Raw genomic sequence first — 21,504 nt, forward strand, 5'->3', positions numbered from 1 at the left:
AATTCCCCTTGAAATTTATATTAAACATCACTTATACTATTAGAGATTGACTTTTATTAAAGGGGAGAATATTATGTTTTACAAGCAAACCCTCAGCAAGATTAACAAAGGAGGATTTTGGAACATGCTAGTTATCGATGGAGTTGTAGGTGCAGGTAAAACTACTCTAATGAACATACTAAAGAATGAAGGATTTATACCCTTTGAAGAGCCAGTTTATAACAATCCTATATTAGAAAAATTCTACTACGATAGACATAGATACAGCTTCCCTCTACAAATTTTCTTCTTAAATAAAAGATTTAAACACATAAAAGAAGCAAGTTTAATCGAAAATGCTGTAATGGATAGAAGTATATACGGTGATGTTATTTTTGCTAAAATGCTAATGGAAAGTGGAGAGATGTCAAAGGAAGAATTTGAATTATACATAGAACTTTTTGAAAATATGATTGAACACTGTCATCCTCCAAAGCTTATGGTATATCTTGAAATATCAGTAGATGAAGCAATAAGAAGAATAAATCAAAGAGGAAGAGAATATGAAAAGATAGTTGAAAGAGAATATTGGGAAAGATTAAATAAACACTATCAAGAATATTTTAGTCAATACTCTATTTCACCTATTCTTAAAATAAATGTGGACAACCTTGATTTTGAAAATAACCTAAGAGATAGAGAATATATTATAAACTTAATAAAAGAAAATTTAAAATAATGCTTACCCTTTTATATAAAGATTAAAAAAGTCCATGAATGGATGCCTTTATTAATCCATTATGGACTTTTTTGTTCTAGCTATTGTTTTAATTAAAATTAAACAATACTGTATTATAAACTCAAATGTGTTATAATTTAATTGTTTGTAATAATGTTTTTGGGGGGTAATTAGATGTTTTTTGACTGTCATGTTCACTCTACTTTCTCAACAGATTCAAATATGTATATAGAAGATGCTTTAAAATCTGCAAGAGAAAAAAATTTAGGAATTATAGTTACTGATCATATGGATATAAATTACCCTATAGAAGGTAGTTTTGTTTTTGATTGTAAAAGTTATTTTTTAGAATATGAAAAATATCGTTCAAATAGCTTTTTAATTGGTATTGAATTAGGCCTTAGAGATGATTGCATTGAAGAAAACAGAAATCTAATTGAAAAATACCCATTTGACTACGTTATAGGATCTATTCATGTAGTAGATGGAATTGATATTTTTCAACCAAGCTTTTATGAAAACAGAGAAAAAAGAGATTCATATTTACACTATTTAAACTACATGTATAAATGTATTAAAGAGTGTGACTTCATAGATAGCTTAGGTCACATAAATTATGTAACAAGATATGCTAGATATGAAGATACGGAACTTTATTATAATGATTTTAAGGAAATAATAGATGAAATTTTAAAATTAGTTGCTCAACGTGAAAAAGCAATAGAGATAAACACTAGAAGGCTGGAAAATAAAATAACAGCTAAAAATATGCTGGATGTATTAAAGCGTTTTAAAGAACTTGGTGGAAAATATGTAACTATAGGTTCCGATGCACATAATATAAATTCAATAGGTACAAATTTCGATATAGCAAAAGAAATTGCTGAATTATCCAATTTAAAAATTGTTTACTTTAAAAATAGAAAAATTAGATATATCAATGATTAACTCACCTTATTAAAAGGTGAGTTTGTTTATTTATTAAGCAATGCATCAAATCGAAGTTTAGAACCTACTATTCCTTCAACAATTTTTTCTATAAGTGTAATTTTTTTATCCCTTGATGTTATTGGTATATTATATTCCTTTGCTATAATTTTTAAATCATTTACACTTAAATTACATGATTTTAAATAGTCTACTGCTGCTTCTCTTGTTTTTATAAGTTCTAAATTATAACAAACATCAATTATATTATCCTTCTTATTTGATTTTTTCTTTTTTAATTTAGTATATTCAATTCTTAATTTAGCCTTTCCATTTTTTAAATCCATCAACTGCTCTTCTTCTAAACTGCATAAAAAATCCATTGTTATTTTAAGCAAATTCAAAGTCTCCTTCATACAACCCCCACCTTAATTAAAAATTCATTTACAAGTTCAATCCACTCTCTTTTTACTTCTCCATAAATTCCACTATTACAATTATTTAGAACAACAGGTATACCGTATTCAGGTGAAATTGCATATATTGTTTTATTTTCTCTTATCATTGATTTAAACATATCAATACCACTTCTAATAAGTTCATCTTTAAAAGCTTTTTGAGCAGAAATCAATTCATTATTCCTAATTGATACCATAGTTGCAACCACACCTAAAAATTTAGGCTCTACTATATCTTCATTTAAATAAGTACAGTAATTATTATATATTTGTACAAGTTCACAAACTCTATTTCTTAATTGATTAATTCCTAATGTAGATAGATAATCCATTTTAGCTGGTATTAAATAATAATCACTTGCTATAATAGCATTTTTAGTTACCATTCCAAAACTCGGTGGACAGTCTATGAGTACAATATCATACCTATCTTTTAATTTTTTAAGCTCATTTCTTAAATATGAATAAGTTTCAACATAATATTTTTTTAATTGCCTTTCAGTTGGCTTTGTTAATTTATTTGAAAATTTTGATGCTAAATCAACATCTAAATCTGTCAAACCTGTATGAGAAAAAATAATATCTAAATTATTTATTCTATAAATCAAATCCTCAAAATTTACCATACTGCTTTTATTATCAAGAATTAAATCAAACCAAAATTTTATTGTCCTATTTTTAGCAAAATTTGACTTCCACAGATCTACTTTTATAAAAGAAAAAGTTAGATTAGTTTGAGGGTCTAGATCTATTAGTAAAACTCTTTTATTTCTATTTGCAATTTCAGCACCTATGTTTGCCGTTAAAGTTGTTTTTCCTACCCCTCCTTTGTTGTTTATAATTGATACAACTTTCAAATTCAAACTCCCCCTAAAACTTATGTTACACTTCTATTTATATTTTTTTTTAATAATTTTATGTCATTAAAATGTCAAATACATTATTTAAAAACCCCATGTAAGGAGTTCTAGGCTTTTTCGAAATCAAAAAACCAAAGAAAATCCTTACATGGGGAAACTATTAAAGTACTTTCTTAATCTAATACCTATTTGCCTCTTCAATAACTTCTTTAACTTTATTGTATACATCTTCTACCTTCATCTCTAATGTATCTGGTGAATTTCTAAGCTTAAACTCAACTATGCCATCCTTTATTTTCTTTCCTACTGTAATTCTTATTGGAATACCTATTAAATCCGCATCATTAAACTTAACTCCTGCTCTTTCGTCCCTATCATCAATTAAAACATCAATTCCCATACTATTTAACTTTTCATATATTTCTTCTGCAGTTTTAACCTGTAATTCATCCTTCATAACAACAGGAACAACTATAACTTTAAATGGAGCTATAGACATTGGCCATATTATACCTTTCTCATCGTGGTTTTGTTCAATTACTGCTGCCATAGTTCTATTGATACCTATTCCATAACAGCCCATTATTATAGGCTTTTCTTCTCCCTTTTCATCAATAAAGGTAGCCTTCATCATTTCAGAATATTTTGTTCCTAGCTTAAATATATGTCCAACTTCTATACCTTTATTTATAGTAATTTTCCCTTCACACCTTGGACATTTATCATTTTCTGTTACATTTCTAAAATCACCAACTGTACCCGTAAAATCTCTACCATAATTAACATTTATTAAATGATATCCTGTATCATTAGCTCCAACTATCATATTAACAATATTTTTTACTTCATAATCTATAAGCAGTTCATCAACCTCTATACCAATTGGGCCAGCAAATCCTACTTCAGCCCCTGTTGCTTTTTTTACTATTTCTGCATCTGCCATTTCTAAATTTATACATTTTAAATGATTTATAACCTTTGTTTCATTAACATCCCTATCTCCTCTAACCATAACTGCAACTACTTTATCATCTGCCTTATAAATTAATGTTTTTGCAAACTTATCAGGAGTTGTATTGAAAAATTTTATTAGTTCTTCTATTGTCCTTGCGTCTGGAGTTTCAACTTTTTCAATATCTTTAAATTCTTCATTTTTATGTACATCAATATCAAAAGTTAGAGCTGCTTCAATATTTGCAGCATAATCACAGCTATCACAAAATACTATTTCTGCCTCTCCAATATCAGATTTAACCATAAATTCCAATGAACCTGTTCCACCCATAGCACCTGTATCTGCTTCTACAGCTTTAAAATCCAATCCACACCTTTTAAAAATTCTATTATATGCTCTATACATCTTATCAAAAGATTCATCAAGTCCTTCCCAAGTTGCATCAAAACTATATGCATCCTTCATAATAAATTCTCTACTTCTTATAACACCAAATCTTGGTCTTCTTTCATCTCTGTATTTTGTTTGTATTTGGTAAAGGTTAAGAGGCATATCCTTATAAGATTTAATTTCATTTCTAACAATATCTGTAAATATCTCTTCATGAGTTGGACCTAAACAAAACTCTCTTCCATTTCTATCATATAGTTTAAACATTTCTGGTCCAAATACTTCCCATCTACCTGATTCCTTCCACAATTCTGATGGAAGTAATGCTGAACATAATATCTCTTGAGCACCTTCTCTATTCATTTCCTCACGTACTATTTCCTCTATTTTTCTTAAAACTCTAAGACCTAAGGGCAGAAAATTATACACACCTGAAGCTAACTTCTTCATCAAAGCAGCTCTCAGCATTAATTGATGGCTAGATATCTCTGCCTCTGATGGAACTTCTCTTAATGTAGGCATAAAAAGATTACTTACTCTCATTTTTTATCCTCCTTTATATTAAAAAGCATTTAATACAAATACAAAAATTAAATTTAATAAATTTGCTCACTTCTATTTCCTATCTATTTTGTGCTTTTGTGGTTTCAAAGTTATTTCATTTATAACTATACCTTCTCTCTGCATTAAAACAAAATTTATTGCATTTGCAACTTCTTCTGGTGTAATATATGTATCTTCTTCATTACTCTCTTTAAAATTTGCATTTCTGTAAAAGTTTGTTTTAGTTATATCTGGATGTATAGTTACTACCTTTACCCCATACTTTCTAGTTTCATCAAATAAGCTATTAGCAAAATGAGTTAGTCCTGCCTTTGTTGCTGAATAGGCACATCCATAAGTGCTTGATTTTTTTGCTGTTATAGATGAAATATTTATAACAAACCCTTTATTTTTCTTCAAATCCCTAAGCAACTGTTGTGTAAGTACAAGTGGTACCTCTAAATTAGTAATAACCATTTCATGTATTTTTTTAGGATTTAACTCCTCGTGTGGTCCAAAATAACCTATTCCAGCATTATTAACCAAAATATGAATTTCATTACTTTTTCTTATTTCCTTAATTATTTCACAAAGCTTATTTATATCCATCAAATCACATATTATAGGTATAAACAATTCATTTTGATAATTTGTTTTAGAAAAGTCCCTACCAAATCCATAAACTTTATAACCATGATTTATCAATACTTTGCTTATCTCTAAACCTATGCCAGAAGACGCTCCTGTTACTATTGCTGTCTTCATCTTATCATCCCTTCATATATAAATTTTTTCTTTATCAACATATTTACTAACTTTTTTATACACATACATAATCATATCTTCAGATAATGATTGATTGTAACTTGAAACACCACCTTCATTTTCAAAAGGGAAATTTAAAACAACCGAATTTGGTCTTTGCTTTCTCATTCGTTTTAAATAGTCCTTTGAAACCCTAAAAAGCCCTAAACTTACGTCATAAATTTTGTTTCCTGATATATTCTTGAATACTTTATCAATCAAAACTTCATACTGTTCCTTCCAGTTTTCTATATATAAAATTGGATCAAAACAAAGTCTTACCTTCCAACCTTTATCTATTGCACTCCTTATACTATTTAATCTGTTTTGTAGGCTTGGTGTATTATGTTCATACTTTTTAATTACTTCATCTGGTGATAAGGTCCATGCAAATATAACATTCTCAATCGAAGTAATATCTTTTATTGAATCAAAATTAGCACTTTTTGTTCTTATTTCTATTACTAAATCTTTATGAAATCTTGCAAAATCAATCCACTTTCTTACATAATTAGTTATTCTCTCAAAGGCTAATAAATCCGTATCATATGATATACATAGATATACAGGATGTTTTTTTAAAAGTTCTTTAACCTCTAAAAAATAATCTTCGATATTTACAAAAATTACAATATTGGCAGATGTATACATACCTTGTAAGTAACAATACTCACAGTCATAAATACAATTCATCATTATTGATGTATAAAAAAAATGCTTATTGCCAAAATCTTCACAAACATCTGCGCCCCTATAGATTAAATTATTTTGCTTAACCGCCAGAATCAACTTTGGGCTTTGTTTCTGTAAAACAAAGTTTTGATTTGATCTGCAAAATATATCTTTATAGTGATCTATTTCAATAATATTTGCATTTTTAAACCTATTTAGAATTTCTTTTGTTAGCTCATAATCCTTTGCCCTTTTTTCTACATATATATGAGAAAAAGCTCTATTTAACAAGCCTATTTTTGAGGTCTGCAAAATGCATCTTCCCTTCATTTTTTGATTTACATTCTAATTCCAAATATTTCTTTAACACTTCCATTATATCATTATTTACTAATTTGTAGTAAATTAAAAGTTGTTTAAGCTCAAATTTCATTGTAGTAGACATCTTAAGGTTCTCTGCAACCATATTTATTAAGTCTTCTTCGTACTTTGTTAAAATTTCCTTATTTGTAGTTAAACCTCTACCTAGTGTATTTAACCATGAAATTATACTATCTGCATTTCTTTCAATTATATTAATTATATGTTTATTATCAATAATATCAGGATTTAAATAATCTGAAACTATTTTTAAAAATATTATTTGATGTGGTTGAAAAAATAAAGATGCTGCCTGATAAAGTGCAGATGACTCCATGTCAACTAGTTCTGCCTCTACCTCTTCCTCTGCTACTTTTCGTGAAAATGTTTCTATACTTGCCTCTTTAAACGGATGAGCCAACAACATATCTGGATAATATGTATATTTAGTATCATTATCTAATATTTTGTTACAAATAAAAATTTCACCAAATTGAACATTTCGATCTCTGCATCCACAAACTCCTATGTTTATAAATAGATCATTTTCTTTAATATCGTATTTTGATAAAAGATAAGATACTGCAACTGCTGATTTTACTTTACCTACACCTGTTATTATCAATAAAACATCTTCATTTTTAAATACTTCAAACTTTGTTATGCTATTATCTCTCTTTAAATTCAATTTTTTTATAAATTCTTGTGCCTCTATGTATAACGCAGTTGATATATAAAGCATATAAACTACCTCACCTTTTATAAATTTAATAAGGGTTAGATATCTCTAACCCTTATTATAATCTAAATTTTATTTAAAAGCACAACCGATTCTACATGTGGTGTATGTGGAAACATATCCACTATCTTTAATGCTTTTACTTCATATCCATTTTCCTTTAGTTGCTTAAGATTTTCAACTAAAGTCTTAGGATTACATGAAACATATATTATTTCCTTTGAAGCAAAATTTATTACGTGTTTTAATGCTTCAGGTGAAACACCAGGTCTTGGTGGATCAAGTATTATAATATCAGGTTTTTCATTTATGTTTTTTATTACTTCCTTTACATCACCAGCAATAAAGGTACAGTTTTCTAGTCCGTTGTATTTTGCATTTTCGTTTGCTGATTTTACAGCCTCTTCAATCAATTCAACTCCAATAACCTTTTTAGCATTTTGAGCAACTATTTGCCCTATTGTTCCTGTTCCACAATACAAGTCAAATACTATTTTATCTTTCGCATCACTCATAAAATCTCTAACTACTGAATAGAGCTTTTCAGCTCCTAATGTATTTGTTTGGAAGAATGAAAAAGGTGATATTTTAAACTTTAATCCTAAAAGTTCTTCAACAATATAATCTCTTCCAAACAAAACTTCAACTTTATCTGATTTAACAGCATCAGATAAACTATCATTTATTGTATGAATAATTCCTACTAGTTCTCCATCATAGACATTATTTTTAAGTATTTCAACATATTCACTCAAATCAAACTCTATTTGTGAAGTTGTAACTAAATTTACTAAAATCTCTCCAGTTTTAATTGCTTTTCTTACTACTAAATGTCTTAAATACCCTTGATGGGAAAGTATATTATAGTGGGGTAACCCTTTAGACTTAAAATATTCTAGTGTTGAATTTACAATTTTTCTAAAATCTTTGTCAACTAAAAGGCATGTAGTTGTTGATACAACTGCATTTCTTTTTATAGGAGTATGAAGGCCTAAAGTAAGTTCTCCACCCTTTTCAAAATCTCCAAATGTAAATTCCATTTTATTTCTGTATTCAAAAACATTTGGACTTTCCTGTATTCCCTTGTATTCAAAACCTTCAATCCCTGCATCCTTAAATAGCTTTAAAACTTGTTGCTCTTTAAATTTTATTTGATTTTTATAGTCTATAAATTGATGTGTACAGCCTCCACATATACCAAAAACAGCACAAGGTGCTTCAATTTTATAATCAACTTCCTCAAGAACTTCTATTATCTTAGCTTCAACATTTGTTTTTTTCTTAGTTATCTTTGCTAATACCTTTTCTCCAGGTAATCCACCTTTTACTAAAACCTTTTTATTTTCATAAAAACCTACACCAAATCCAGGAAATTCTGTTTCAACTATATCTAATACTATTTCTTGACCCTTTTTCATTTGTTACCTCCAATCTTAATTATTTTATTTTCTTTTCACCAAAAATGCATTTGGAAGAAGTCTTCCGACTTTTGAAGGAGATGAACATTTAGTCATTATTTTTCCATCATATGCCATTATTGACGAAGAGCCTCCATCACATGCTCCTGCAGTAACAGCTCCATAGGATAAAAGCACATTTGCACAATCCTCCATAGTCGCACCAATGCTATGACCAGGCTGTCTACCATCTATAACCAAAAACATAACTACTCCATCTGCCCTTTGACCTATTACAGTTCTTGGCTGTAGTCCCCAACCTGCAGAACCCTTTAATAACTTCTTACCTTCACTTATTAATGCAGGGGAAAACTGAGCACCATCACGTATATTATATTTATCCCAATCTTTAATTCCACCTACAATGAGTCTATTTTCTTTATCAAAAGCTATAGTACCATATACTGGAGTATAATTACCCCATTTTTCACCATTTGAGTAGGTTAAACCTACAATGCTTCCTCCACTTCCATGACCATTTGGATCATTAAAACCACTTGCATTAACTCCAAGTACAGCATTATACATTTTTAAATAATCCAAAATAAACCTACCTGAGACTCCTTTTCTATCTGTAACACCAACAAATACTCTACCCGGATCATCAATTAATGCTATTCTTCCGTTAAATGTATTCCCTTTTACTTCTGATATAATTATACCCTGTTCAATATCATTTACTACTATTTTATTACCTGCATAATCTAAATCTCCAACCTTAAGTCCCTTCTGATTTAATATATCATCATTCGCTTTATTTATATTTTTATCTTCTTCATCATATTTTATTTCAGTAACCGCAACAACATCTAAGTTACTTATTTTTTTATTCATAACTCTATCAATTAAAGATTTTGGGAAAAAATAAGTTGCAAGCCACTTATGATCTGCTGTGGTCATAGCTGTTTCTATATATATATCCCTCAAAGTTGATATATATGGCAAATCAACAAATACAATACTTGAATATAATAAAGATATGAGCAAAAATATGGATATAAATATAATTGCTATCTTTTTTCTTCTTTTTCTTCTTTGTTGTTCCCTCCTTTTTCTTCTTTCATTCCTTCTACTTATAACTACCACTTCTTGCGTATTATTAAGCATTATATCTGACATAGAAACCCCCTCAAGCTAAAATAAAATTCCACCTTAAATATTTTATTTTAATAGACTTTGTATTTCAACAGAAAAATAGTAAAAACTCACCCTTAGGTGAGCTTAATCATCTTATGAAATTAGTATATATCTTTTTTTCTTTTTCTGGAGCTTTAACTTTTTCCTTTCCATATTGAACTAACTTTAATAAATATGCCATATTCTTACCTAGTATCCTCATTATTTGAACTCCCTCTTCATCTTGTAGAACCTCTCCAGGCTTTGCTCCATGTATTACGTTCCAGTAATTACTTGATGGCATAAGCATTTCTGCATAGTTTATGTAATTGTTTAATTGATTAAATGTTGTAACCCCACCAGAACGTCTTACAGCAACAACTGATGCTCCAACCTTGTTTCTAAAAAGTCCACCATTTGCAGAGGCAACATAAAATGCTCTATCTAAAAATGCCTTCATTGTTCCTGCTATAGATGAAAAATATACAGGTGAACCTAGTATTATTCCGTCTGCCTCCTTCATCTTTTGAATCCACACATTTACTTCATCGTCTATAACACATCTTTCATTTTTGTTTTTATAACACATTCCACAGGCAATACATCCTCTTATTGGTTTATCTCCAACATGAACTATTTCTACATCTATACCTTCGTTTTGTAATTCTTCTGCTACTATTTTTATTGCATGATATGTATTACCTTCTTTTTTAGGACTTCCGTTAAATGCAACAACCTTCATTATATCAACCTCCAAAATTTTAACTTTTAATGCTTAAAGATAACTGAATACATTTTACAAATCTTGCTTTAATATTTAAGGGCTTGCTTAGCTTAAATATAATTATAATATACATCAATTTAGATTTTTTTCATAGTGTTTAATTATATTTACACGTATTTAACAATTATTTTTTCAAATTTGTTTTTTAATTGTAAGTACATAGTTTTTATTTGTAATTATATTTTATTTTTTTTATAATATGTTAAATGTCATATTTCACGTGGGTAGCACTTAAATTGATTCTATTTGCTTTATAAAGAATAAAGATGTTGTTAAAGCTGTTAAAACAACAAATGTGCCTAAAAGAAGCAAAGTCATAGGTAAAAGATCCGCCAACGTTCCTCCAAAGAGCATACCAAGAGGTGTCGCTGCCATTGATAAAGTATTTAGCATTGCTGATACTCTTCCTAAAAATTCGTTTGGAATTTTTCTTTGTATAAAGACACCAAAGGGTATATTCATTATTGAACTAAATACGCCAAGCATTAATGCAATTACAATAAATATTATAACCAACATACCTGATACTATATATGCTTTTACATAACTACTAACAACTATGTAGGCCACAAAAATTGATAAACAATAAACAGCCATACCTATTTTTAAATATCCATTTATCTTGTCCCTTTGAGGTATGCTTGAAATTATTACTGCACCTAATAGAAAACCTACTGATTCTGCTGCTCCAACATAGGAATACTCTAATGCTGATGTTTTAACTATCTGATTAAAAATATAGGGCAAATAAACTGCAAAAACTGGAACAAGTATAAAGTTAATAAGTGTTGCTGCTATCATCACAATAAAAACAGGCTTTTGTTTTTTTATATATCTAAATGTATCTAGTAGATCTTTAATAAAATGTTTTTCTTCTTTATTTATCTTAATTTGATCATTATACTCTATAAACATTTCAGAAATTCCACTTAATATATAGGAAACTGCATTTAATAAAAATATAAATTTAATACCCAAAATTGCATAAAGTATTCCACCTGCAATAATACCAAAGATGTTTGATAGGCTATTAACAGAACTTGTTAATGAATTTGCTTTAGTTAAATGTTCATCCTCAACTATACTTGGTACAAGTGAATTTGATGCTGGTACAAAGATTGCACCACATATACTTAGTATAAAAGATGATATATACAAAAACCAAATGGATTCTATTTTAAAAAACATCAAAATTCCAATTGTAGCAACTGCAAAACCTCTTATTATATCCATCCAAACCATAAGCTGTTTTCTATTGTATCTGTCAGCAATAACTCCACCAAAGGGGCTCATTACAACATATATAATGGTTCCAAAGGCCATATAAAAGGACATTTGTGTAGCAGATTTTGTTATAGTAAGTATATACCAACCAATTGCCATATTATAAATAACATCACCAAGTTGTGAAACAAGCTTTCCTAAAAATAAAAGCATAAAACTTCTATTTGAAAATATACTATTTATCTTTTTTACATTATTTAACTCCATTTCCCCATTCATTACTATCCCCCTTAATCAATACATTATACACTACGAGATTTCTTATTAACTCAAATTTACTTCATTCTTTTTAAACAAAAATATTTTTATATGTTTTAAAAGCGTCAATATTTAAATTAACTTTCATATCTGTATTAGGGTTTACTATTGTACTTTTAACTCTAATATTTATCATTTCTTGTCCCAAAATGTGTCTTTTTAGCTTAAACTTTAATCAACTTATTATTGTATAAAAGTTATATGCATGTTAATGGGTAGGTATTTATATACCTACCCTTTTAAAATACCAAAATTAACAACAAATGTAAATAGGAATATGTGAACTGCACCCTGTCAAGTAGACAGTTGAAAAATGTAAATCTTCTTCAAAGTGTCAATCGTTTGATTGACACTTTTTATGTATTTATATTGGATAGGTATTTCCTATATTCTAACGGAGACATACAGTTTAATCTTCTTTGGTATCTTTTGTTATTGTAATATTCGATATAATCTTTAATAGCTAATTTTAATTCCTCAAATGTTTCAAATTTACGTAAGTAATACATTTCAGCCTTAAGTATACCCCAAAAACCTTCCATTGGAGCATTATCTAAACAGCAACCCACTCGCGACATGCTTTGTTTCATTCCAACCTTATCTAGCTTTTCTCTGAATGCTTTGCTCGTATATTGAAAACCTCTGTCACTATGAACTAGAGGTTTTGCACCTGGATTTAATTTGATTGCAACATCAAAAGTCTCAAAAACAAGTGCATTGTTATTTGAGTGTCCAATAACATATGAAACTATACTTCTGTCTCCTAAATCTAATATTGCACTAAGATAAGCCTTTTTACCATTACCATATCTAAGTTCAGTAACATCTGTTAGCCATTTTTCACACGTATTCTGTGCTCTAAAGTTTCTGTTTAGTATGTTTTCAGCAGTAATGTCAGGAGTAGATTTAATATAACGATATCTTTTTCTGCGACATACTGACTGTAAACCCATTAATTTCATCAATCTGTAAATGCGTTTATGATTTACTTTTAAATTATGTTCTCTTCTAATTTTAATAGTTATTTGGCGGTAGCCAAGTATTCCATCACGTTCTTCATAAGCTTCTTTTATTAATTCAATTAAATTTTCATTTTCAATTTCTCTTTTACTCTTTCTCGTTTTTAACCATTTATAATAGCTACTACGATGTATTCCTGCAATTTCACAAAGCTCACTTATGGAAGCTTTACCTTCCTCATTAAACATTTTTATTACAATATAAATGTTTTCATAGCTAACGCTATGATTTACCATCCCCTTTCTAATTCTCGCAATTTTTTTAAGAATTCATTCTCCAATTGTAATCTGCGATTTTGAGCTTCTAATAGCTTCTTTTCTGCTTTTAATTTTTCTATTTCAGACATTTCATTAATTGACTTTCTCTTACCTCTTTTATCTTGTAAGGCTTCAACTCCACCTTTTTCATACTTTTCAAGCCATCTACGAACTTGTTGATATGATACATTGTATTTTTTAGCTGTTTCTTTATAATTATGGTTATGCTCAACACAATATCTAACTATATCTACTTTTTGCTCAAAAGAAATAGTAGTTTTTTTGGTCATAATAGTTTTTCCCCCTGTCCTTTTTTTAGAGAGTTTAATCCCCTTATGACCATTATACTTCTTAATCCAACTCTGTAAAACACCATAAGAAGAAATATTATATTTTGAACATATCTCAAATTGAGATAGAGTGCTATTGAAATAATCTTCAACAGCCTTTATTTTTAATTCTGCTGAATATTTTTTATTAGAATCTTTAATTATTAACCCTTTTGCTCCTTCTACTTTATATTTCCTTACCCAATTTAAAAATACTTTCTTATTTACACCAATCTCACGACATATTTGTTTTGCTGTCTTAATATTATTTAAATATTCTTCAACACTTTTAAGTTTTATATCAAAATCGTATACGCCTTTCTTTCTCATAAAAATATACTCCTCTCTATGGTAAACAGGTTTTACATTTTTAATCTGTCTACCATAAAGGGAGCATATCAAATAATAAGAGCCCCTATAAAATCTGCTAAAAATCCAAATCCCCAAACCTTAAGTATGTTTTGTTTGTAGAAGCTTTTTAAATTAAAACCAGACTCTTTAAGTTTAAAGGCATAAAAACAAGCAAGAATTACAAGCGAATCAATAGCATAATTTCCAACTAATGTTATAATTATAAGCGGTGGTAGAAACATCAACATCCATAGTGGAAAAATAATGTTATAAAGCTTTACATTCCTCAACCCAATACCCCTTTCATAAATTAATTTTATAATTTTACATTATAATCCATTTTCATATTTAAATAATTAAAAATTGATTAAAATTTCTAAATGCTATTTATTAAATAATAGCTAATTGGTTACAAAAATTAATACACTTCCTACAATTCCTGCATTTTTCTTCATCTATAACAGCTTTGCCTTCAACTAAGGTAATTGCATTAAAAGCACAAAATCTAATGCATTGTCCACAACCACAACATAAATTTTTTTCTACCCTTGGTTTAACTGGTTTTCTATAACCTAAAAAGCTATTCAAAATATATCACCCCTTAAGCATTGATAACATAATTATACAAAAATAAGCATCCAGTTTTCAAACTATTTTTAATTTTTTTACTGGATGCTTTATTTTATCCTTCTTATTATGCCAATAGGAGTTGACTGATGTCCTTGTCCTAAGGGGTTGTCCTTTAAAATATTTACAATCTTTCTTTTATTTATATCTTTATGTGAAACCCCCAATACCCTTCCTCCTAAATCGTTTATATCAACTATACATACTTTAACTCCTATTCTTTCAGATATTTTTTTTGCTGTTAAATCTGGATCTTTAGGACCTAAAACTACATATTCATTAAAGGGAGGAATTGTGCAAGATGTAGGACCATCAATTGAAGAAGCTTTATAACCTGCAATCCTATAAAATACTCCTCTTATTTTGAAAATCTTTGTAAATATAGCAGCCAAAAAAGCAGCAATTAATATTCTTATAACCCCACACTCTTTTATAGCAAAATGCATTGTTTCAGGAATAGATAGTCCTATTCCATATGGTGACTTATACACAAATTTAGAAAGAAATTTTGCAAGCCTACAGGGTTTAATATCTGACATTTTATATGCTCTTCCCTGTGAAATTGCAACACACTTTTCTGAAATAAAAACAATATCATTCTCTTCAATAAGTCCCTTAGTATATTCATAGACAATATCTTCAATTGAATCTCCTATCATAACTGTTCTTGTTTTAATTGGAATTCTCACATATACCTCCTCTTCCAGTTCCATTGTTAATTCTTTGTTCTCATTTGCAACAAATTCCATAAAAATCCCCCTCACTTTACATCCAAGTTAAATTTTCCTCCCTAAAAATATATTCATCTAGTATTAAATTTCATACATCATTTTTTATTATTGAATTTTAATAGAAAGTTCTATATATTTATTTACATCCATAAAAATTTAATATTAAAATAATAATATAGTTTATAAAAGGAGATTAAACTATGAAACGAAAATTCATTTTATTACTTACTTTAATTTCATTATTCTCTGTTAGTTGTAAGTTAGGCTATAATTTAAACTCAATTAAAAACAATTCTAATAATATTAGTAAAACAAATAATCAAGAAGCCAGTTTAAATAAGAATAATATAGTTAAAACTATCAATTACAATACATTTAATAAGGCCTCTTCAAAAAATTCAATTAAAAAAGTAAAGGGACTAGTCAATATATTAGATATAGATAGATCAATAGTTGTTGATTTAAAATATGCTACAAAAGACAATTTCACTGGTATAGTTTTATATAAATCTAAAATATGCCTTTTACGTGAAAGTACCGCAATTAAATTAAAAAATGTAAATACAGAGCTAAAAAAGATGGGATATAGAATTAAAATTTATGATGGATATAGACCTCCAAGCGTACAAAAAATAATGTGGGAAAAAGCACCAGATAAAAGATACGTGGCAAATCCATATAAAAAAGGTTCTGTACACAGCAAGGGTTGTGCTGTTGATGTTACAATAGTTGATAAATATGGTAATGAATTAGAAATGCCCTCTAAATTTGATGAATTTAGTATAAAAGCCTCAAGAAAAAACCCTAACATGAGTACTAATGCTAAGAAAAATCTAGAATTACTAACAAATATAATGTTGAAAAATGGTTTTAAATATATTAATTCTGAATGGTGGCATTTTGAAGATGTTGATAAAGATAAATATGAGATAGTAGAAATTGATCCAAGCAAGTTTTAATAATTAATATGTTACTTATAAATACTCCTTTTAAATCTACTTAATGTTTCGTAGTCAGTATTCTTTATTATCTCACATGTTGCAAAGATAATAGGATATAATATTTCTTCAATTGAATTGCTACCTATATCGTAAGAGTTATTTGCAATGATAAATGATGTTAAAAACATACCCTCAAGTGCTGCATCACTAATTTCAAAGTCACCATATTTAAGTTTTAAATTAAACATTAGTTGATTAAAAATATCTGAAAATGCTTTTCTAGGAAAAGATAAATCAATTATCATATTTTATCCCTCTAAAACTTTTTTCTAATTATAATATGCATAAAACTTGTAAAATGTTCATAAAAAATTAATTTAAAATAGATATATCATCCTTGAAGAATAGTAAATTTAAAAGCCCTATGTAAAGATTTAAAAATTTCATCTTTGCATAGGGCTTCAATTTATTAATTATCTAAGTATTTTTTATCATCAACAATTGTTATATTATGTTCATATTCCTTCAACGATTTAACAACTAAACTTGACAATCCTAATAAAGCTATAAGGTTTGGTATAACCATTATACCATTAAACAAATCTGCAAGTTCCCATACTAAAGGAACCTCAAGAGCTGTTCCTAAAGCTATAAATATAACTACAAGAATTCTATAAGGTAAAAGTCCTTTTTTACCAAATAAGAATTTTACGTTTGCTTCTCCAAAGAAGTACCATCCAATTATTGTTGAAAATGCAAAGAATAATAAAGCTATTGCTACAAAGGTTCCTCCAAAACTTCCTAAACCTCTTATAAATGCCTCTTGAGTTAATTTAATTCCTGTATATTTAGTTTCAATTGAACCTGTAGTTAAAATAACTAATGCTGTTAAAGTTAAAATTACAAATGTATCAATAAACACACTTATTATACCTACAACACCTTGTTCTACTGGATGTTTAACCTTGGCAACGGCATGAGCATGTGGAGTTGAACCCATACCAGCCTCATTTGAGAAAAGTCCTCTTGCTACTCCATATCTTACAGCTTCCTTTACTGTAGCACCTATTATACCACCTGTTGCAGCCTTTGGATTAAATGCCCCATAAATTATCATTTTAAGTGCAGGAATAAATGAATCAATATTTGATATAACTACAATTAAACTACCAACAATATAAAAAACAGCCATTATAGGAACAATTTTTTCTGTTATCGAAGCTATTCTTTTAATTCCTCCTATAAATATAAAACCACCTATTATTGCAAGAACTATCCCAACATATATTGGCTTTATACCAAAGGAATTGCTAAAGGCTGCACCTATTGAATTTGATTGCACCATGTTGCCCATGAAACCTAATGCTAAAATAATAGAGATGGAAAATAAGTATGCAAGGAAGTTACTTCCTAAACCCTTTTTAATGTAATATGCAGGTCCACCAGTTACTTCATCGTCAACCTTATCTTTATAAATTTGTGCTAAAACTGCCTCAGAAAACAATGTACTCATACCAAAAAATGCACTAAGCCACATCCAGAATATTGCTCCCGGTCCACCAGATGCAATTGCAGTTGCAGCACCTGCCAAATTGCCTGTTCCAACCTGAGCTGCAATAGCTGTGGCTAGTGCCTGAAATGATGTCATACCCTCTTTTCCTGCCTTTTCACCTTTTAATGTTATGTTGCCAAAAACCCTATTCCATCCGTCTTTAAACCTTCTTATCTGTACCCCTCTTAACAGAACTGTATAATACAATCCTGTTCCACAAAGTAGAAATATTAAGACATAACCCCAGAGGACACTGTTAATACTTTTGACTAGATCCAACATGTAAATCCCCCCATTCAAACGTTAAATTCCTAACAATTCAATTGTAATATTTTCTTATTGATTTTTCAAATTGATAAAAGCTAATTTATTACGATTTTTTATAATTATATTCCATTTACTGATTATTTTGAATTTTTCGTAATTATTTATTAAATAATTTGCATTTTAATAAACTTTTTTAAAAAAATAAAACACCATCTAGAAAAATTACATTATAATTAATTTTTTCTAGATGGTAATAAATAATTCATTAACTCTACAATTTATTTAATATCTATAATAAAACCTATTTTTATACCTTTTTCCAATATAAGTTCCAAATAAAAAGCCTCCAATATGTGCCCACCAAGCTATTCCAAAACCAAATACTGGACCAAACAAAGTTAATATTCCATTTGAAATCTGAGAAACAAACCATAACCCTATATATATAAAGGCAGGTACATTTATAAAAAAAGGTAGCCACAAAACTAAAAAAAGCGTCTCTATTTTAGCAAAAGGATATAAAATAAAATATATTCCCATCACCCCTGCAATTGCACCTGAAGCCCCTATAGTCACTATAGATGAATTAATATTAAATATATAATGTGTAAGTGCAGCTATAAATCCACTTAACAAATAAACTAATAAAAACTTAAAATGCCCAAGCCTATCTTCAACATTATCACCAAATAACCAAAGTGCCCACATATTACTAATTAGATGAGTTAAACTTCCATGTAAAAACATACTTGTAAATATCGTAAGTAAATTTATCCAAAGATAATTAAAGTCTGTATAAAATATTGATCTTGTAAGTTCAGCTGGTATAAACCCAAAATATTGAATAAATGCACTTGTTATATTCCTAGGAAGAATCACTTCAAAAACAAATACCGCTATATTAATTAGAATTAGAAGTATCGTTATGAAAGGCTTTTTTCTACTTGGATTTATATCTCTTATAGGTATCATTTTATTCTCCCTTCCTTTAACTAAAGTGCCACCCACGTGAAATGTGACATTTTACATTTATTGTTATATATTTTGGATTAATATTCCAAATAAATATACATCTAGTATATTACAAAAACCAATTAAAATCAAAATTAAATTTAATAAAATTATAGTCCTCATTTTATATCAAATATGACATGATATGTTTAATATATTATACTATAATTATCCTAAATATACTTACATTTTTCCATTATTTTAAGTTCTATAAGCAATATTAAAAATAATGTTTTGCAACACATAAAAAATGTCTTATTTAACTTCACTTATATAATAGCTTACCAAAACACAAAGTTTACTTAAACTCTTAAAACTCCCTCTTTAACCAAATATACGTATAAAACAATGTGTAATGCTCTACCTTTAAATTTATATCTTTTTATTTATAATAAATAAATCTTAACAAAACAAATGGGTAAATGATTACTCATTCACCCTTTCTTAATTTAAATTTAAGATCTAAAATCTATGTTATCTAATTTTACTCCACTTTTCTCAATTATATTATTTAATCTTTTTAATTGTACTGGGTAATGTTTTTTAGCTATATCATGCCATATATCAGCATTTTTTATTCCGCATCTTTCAGGTATAAACACTGGATCAAGTCCCATCTTCTTTTGTTCTTCATAATCCTTTAATGTAGCTATACCAGGTTTAGTAAGTAATAATATTGCTATTAAGTTTAACCATGCCATAAGTCCTACACCAATATCAGCAAGGTTCCAAGCAACTTCTGATGAACGAATACTTCCAAAGAAAGTCATTACAACTAATATAAACTTTACAACCTTTGCTATAGTTTTATAATTTTCATTATGTCTAAATATATAAGCAATATTTGATTCTGTATAAACAGCAAAGGAAAGTAGTGTTGTAAATGCAAAGAAGAATAACGCTATCGCAACAAATTTACTTCCATAGCCAGGGATCAATGTATTTATAGCCTCCTGAGTAAAACCAACACCTACTCCAACCCCAGGAAGATTTTCTACTATAAAACCACCTGCAGGGTTAACAACATTATATTTTCCTGTTGATAAAATCATAATTGCAGTTGCTGTACATACAAATAGAGTATCTATGTATACTGAAAAAGCCTGTACAAGTCCTTGCTTTGCTGGATGTGATACCCCTGCTGTAGCAGCTGCTTGTGCACCAGTACCTTGTCCAGCTTCGTTTGAATAACAACCTCTCTTAACTCCCCACATGATTGCACTACCAAATATAGCTCCAAATGTTGCATTTAAATTAAAGGCTGAACTAAATATTAAACTGAACATAGCTGGTACTTTTTTAATATTAATAACTACTATAATTAAGCTAACTAAAATATATCCTATAGCCATGAAAGGTACTGCAAACTCTGCAAATTTAGCAATTCTTTTTATTCCTCCAAAAATAACAAACCCAAATAATAAAGCCACAAATATACCAGTTATAACAGGTTCAATTCCAAAAGCATTTTTAAAAGAATCGGCTATGTTAAAGGCTTGTACCCCGGGACCAGTAAATCCACAAGCAATTATTACAGCTAGAGCAAATGCAATAGCAAATGGCCTACTTTTTAAACCTTTTTCTATGTAATATGCAGGACCACCTCTGTACTCTCCTGCTATTTCTTCCTTCCAAGCTTGTGCTAAAGCTGACTCAATATAGGCTGAACTTGCACCAATAAATGCAATTACCCACATCCAAAATATAGCTCCTGGTCCTCCATAATAAATAGCTGTTGCAACTCCAGCAATATTTCCGATTCCAACACGTCCACCTAGAGCCATTGCAAATCCTTGGAAAGATGATACGCCTTTCTCGGAATTATCTCCACCTATGAGATGTTTAACCATGTCTTTGATAAGTCTTAGCTGAGGAAATTTTAAAATTACTGAGAAATAAACTCCGGTTGCTAAACAAAGAAAGATTAGTGCCTTACTCCATAACAACCCACTAATTAGACCCGTTAGTTCTTTAAAATCCATTTACAAACTCCCCCTTCATTTAACATTAGTATAATAAAAATAACAAAATATTACTTTTATTATACATGCATATTCTGAATTTTTCAACTATTTTGATTATAAAAAACCCCC

Annotated in this window: 22 protein-coding genes; 3 read left to right on the forward strand and 19 right to left on the reverse strand. The window is 28.7% G+C overall.

Going from position 1 to position 21,504, the window contains the following annotated elements:
- Positions 1-73 precede the first annotated feature (73 nt).
- Both TCEL_RS06765 and TCEL_RS06770 read left to right on the forward strand, forming a co-directional pair.
- Positions 74-718: a deoxynucleoside kinase gene (locus TCEL_RS06765; protein WP_040683763.1), complete on the forward strand. Its 645-nt coding sequence runs from the start codon at positions 74-76 to the stop codon at positions 716-718.
- Positions 719-892: 174 nt separating this feature from the next.
- A complete protein-coding gene (locus tag TCEL_RS06770; RefSeq protein ID WP_018662459.1) occupies positions 893-1,666 on the forward strand; it encodes a histidinol phosphate phosphatase in 774 nt (257 codons plus the stop codon).
- A gap of 26 nt (positions 1,667-1,692) precedes the next feature.
- Here the strand turns inward: TCEL_RS06770 and TCEL_RS06775 are convergent, their stop codons facing one another.
- The 15 genes from TCEL_RS06775 to TCEL_RS06845 all read right to left on the reverse strand — a co-directional run bounded on the left by TCEL_RS06775 (position 1,693) and on the right by TCEL_RS06845 (position 15,658).
- On the reverse strand, positions 1,693-2,061 hold the full coding sequence (locus TCEL_RS06775; RefSeq protein WP_018662461.1) for a hypothetical protein: 369 nt from the start codon (positions 2,059-2,061) through the stop codon (positions 1,693-1,695).
- Positions 2,058-2,960, reverse strand: coding sequence for a ParA family protein (locus TCEL_RS06780; RefSeq protein WP_018662463.1), 903 nt, complete (start codon positions 2,958-2,960; stop codon positions 2,058-2,060). Before TCEL_RS06780 ends, TCEL_RS06775 begins: the two co-directional genes overlap by 4 nt.
- 181 nt (positions 2,961-3,141) lie before the next feature.
- Complete coding sequence (locus TCEL_RS06785) at positions 3,142-4,851, reverse strand: proline--tRNA ligase (RefSeq protein ID WP_018662464.1); 1,710 nt, start codon at positions 4,849-4,851, stop codon at positions 3,142-3,144.
- Positions 4,852-4,923: 72 nt separating this feature from the next.
- Entirely contained in the window at positions 4,924-5,616 is a 693-nt protein-coding gene (locus TCEL_RS06790; RefSeq protein WP_018662466.1) for an SDR family oxidoreductase, read from the reverse strand.
- A 12-nt stretch (positions 5,617-5,628) separates the two neighbouring features.
- Positions 5,629-6,639: an SPL family radical SAM protein gene (locus TCEL_RS06795; protein ID WP_040683764.1), complete on the reverse strand. Its 1,011-nt coding sequence runs from the start codon at positions 6,637-6,639 to the stop codon at positions 5,629-5,631.
- Positions 6,608-7,429, reverse strand: a complete 822-nt coding sequence (locus TCEL_RS06800; RefSeq protein ID WP_018662470.1) for a 5'-methylthioadenosine/S-adenosylhomocysteine nucleosidase family protein — start codon at positions 7,427-7,429, stop codon at positions 6,608-6,610. The genes TCEL_RS06795 and TCEL_RS06800 overlap by 32 nt, the downstream gene beginning before the upstream one ends.
- 62 nt (positions 7,430-7,491) lie before the next feature.
- Positions 7,492-8,844 (reverse strand): 23S rRNA (uracil(1939)-C(5))-methyltransferase RlmD, encoded by a 1,353-nt coding sequence (rlmD, locus tag TCEL_RS06805; protein ID WP_018662472.1) that lies wholly within the window; start codon positions 8,842-8,844, stop codon positions 7,492-7,494.
- Between the two features lie 24 nt (positions 8,845-8,868).
- Complete coding sequence (locus tag TCEL_RS12805; RefSeq protein WP_018662474.1) at positions 8,869-10,002, reverse strand: phosphodiester glycosidase family protein; 1,134 nt, start codon at positions 10,000-10,002, stop codon at positions 8,869-8,871.
- A 106-nt stretch (positions 10,003-10,108) separates the two neighbouring features.
- Positions 10,109-10,741 (reverse strand): flavodoxin family protein, encoded by a 633-nt coding sequence (locus TCEL_RS06815; RefSeq protein ID WP_018662476.1) that lies wholly within the window; start codon positions 10,739-10,741, stop codon positions 10,109-10,111.
- Positions 10,742-11,014: 273 nt separating this feature from the next.
- Positions 11,015-12,286 (reverse strand): MFS transporter, encoded by a 1,272-nt coding sequence (locus TCEL_RS06820; protein ID WP_018662478.1) that lies wholly within the window; start codon positions 12,284-12,286, stop codon positions 11,015-11,017.
- 395 nt (positions 12,287-12,681) lie between these two features.
- Entirely contained in the window at positions 12,682-13,581 is a 900-nt protein-coding gene (locus TCEL_RS06825) for an IS3 family transposase (protein ID WP_018662482.1), read from the reverse strand.
- On the reverse strand, positions 13,575-14,261 hold the full coding sequence (locus tag TCEL_RS06830) for a helix-turn-helix domain-containing protein (protein WP_018662484.1): 687 nt from the start codon (positions 14,259-14,261) through the stop codon (positions 13,575-13,577). The genes TCEL_RS06825 and TCEL_RS06830 overlap by 7 nt, the downstream gene beginning before the upstream one ends.
- 68 nt (positions 14,262-14,329) lie before the next feature.
- Positions 14,330-14,572: a hypothetical protein gene (locus tag TCEL_RS06835; RefSeq protein ID WP_040683958.1), complete on the reverse strand. Its 243-nt coding sequence runs from the start codon at positions 14,570-14,572 to the stop codon at positions 14,330-14,332.
- A gap of 100 nt (positions 14,573-14,672) precedes the next feature.
- Positions 14,673-14,870, reverse strand: coding sequence for a 4Fe-4S dicluster domain-containing protein (locus tag TCEL_RS06840; RefSeq protein WP_018662489.1), 198 nt, complete (start codon positions 14,868-14,870; stop codon positions 14,673-14,675).
- 89 nt (positions 14,871-14,959) lie between these two features.
- Complete coding sequence (locus TCEL_RS06845; RefSeq protein ID WP_018662491.1) at positions 14,960-15,658, reverse strand: coenzyme F420-0:L-glutamate ligase; 699 nt, start codon at positions 15,656-15,658, stop codon at positions 14,960-14,962.
- A gap of 182 nt (positions 15,659-15,840) precedes the next feature.
- Between TCEL_RS06845 and TCEL_RS06850 the strand changes: the two genes are divergently transcribed.
- Complete coding sequence (locus TCEL_RS06850; protein WP_018662493.1) at positions 15,841-16,599, forward strand: M15 family metallopeptidase; 759 nt, start codon at positions 15,841-15,843, stop codon at positions 16,597-16,599.
- 11 nt (positions 16,600-16,610) lie between these two features.
- Here the strand turns inward: TCEL_RS06850 and TCEL_RS06855 are convergent, their stop codons facing one another.
- The 4 genes from TCEL_RS06855 to TCEL_RS06870 all read right to left on the reverse strand — a co-directional run bounded on the left by TCEL_RS06855 (position 16,611) and on the right by TCEL_RS06870 (position 21,393).
- Positions 16,611-16,886, reverse strand: coding sequence for a hypothetical protein (locus tag TCEL_RS06855; RefSeq protein ID WP_018662495.1), 276 nt, complete (start codon positions 16,884-16,886; stop codon positions 16,611-16,613).
- A 164-nt stretch (positions 16,887-17,050) separates the two neighbouring features.
- Complete coding sequence (locus TCEL_RS06860; protein WP_018662496.1) at positions 17,051-18,415, reverse strand: alanine/glycine:cation symporter family protein; 1,365 nt, start codon at positions 18,413-18,415, stop codon at positions 17,051-17,053.
- 267 nt (positions 18,416-18,682) lie between these two features.
- Positions 18,683-19,372 (reverse strand): rhomboid family intramembrane serine protease, encoded by a 690-nt coding sequence (locus tag TCEL_RS06865; protein WP_018662497.1) that lies wholly within the window; start codon positions 19,370-19,372, stop codon positions 18,683-18,685.
- A 494-nt stretch (positions 19,373-19,866) separates the two neighbouring features.
- Positions 19,867-21,393 (reverse strand): alanine/glycine:cation symporter family protein, encoded by a 1,527-nt coding sequence (locus TCEL_RS06870; protein ID WP_018662499.1) that lies wholly within the window; start codon positions 21,391-21,393, stop codon positions 19,867-19,869.
- Positions 21,394-21,504 lie beyond the last annotated feature (111 nt).

This window comes from Thermobrachium celere DSM 8682, assembly GCF_000430995.1.
Taxonomy (GTDB): Bacteria; Bacillota; Clostridia; order Clostridiales; family Caloramatoraceae; genus Thermobrachium; species Thermobrachium celere.